1 rRNA gene is annotated in these 512 nt (G+C 48.8%); it reads right to left on the bottom strand.

Features of this window, described 5'->3' with window-relative positions:
- Nucleotides 1-8: 8 nt before the first annotated feature.
- Nucleotides 9-512 (bottom strand): 16S ribosomal RNA (locus ACFPTQ_RS16085); the annotation flags it as partial.

The following is a 512-nucleotide window of genomic DNA, read 5'->3' as shown; positions in this document are numbered from 1 at the left end:
CTCCGTAGAAAGGAGGTGTTCCATCCCCACGTTCTCGTAGGGATACCTTGTTACGACTTTACCCCAGTCATCAGTCCTGCCTTAGGCAATGGTCTCCGAAGTTAACTCACCGACTTTGGGCATTACCAACTCCCATGGTGCGACGGGCGGTGTGTACAAAACCCGAGAACGTATTCACCGTAGCGTAGCTGATCTACGATTACTAGCGATTCCGACTTCATGAAGTCGAGTTGCAGACTTCAATCCGAACTGAGATCGGTTTTTTGAGATTTGCTCCATGTCACCATATTGCTTCTCTTTGTACCGACCATTGTAGCACGTGTGTTGCCCCACTCGTAAGAGGCATGATGATTTGACGTCGTCCCCACCTTCCTCCTGGTTACCCAGGCAGTATCTCTAGAGTCCTTAACTTAATATTAGTAACTAAAGAAAAGGGTTGCGCTCGTTGCAGGACTTAACCTAACATCTCACGGCACGAGCTGACGACAACCATGCAGCACCTGTCATTCTGT

Origin of the sequence: Flavobacterium sp. GCM10022190, from assembly GCF_042656445.1 — a bacterium.
In the GTDB taxonomy this organism is placed as follows: domain Bacteria; phylum Bacteroidota; class Bacteroidia; order Flavobacteriales; family Flavobacteriaceae; genus Flavobacterium; species Flavobacterium nitratireducens.
Note: the sequence above shows the minus strand (reverse complement) of the source record. Positions and strands in the feature narration are given on the sequence as shown.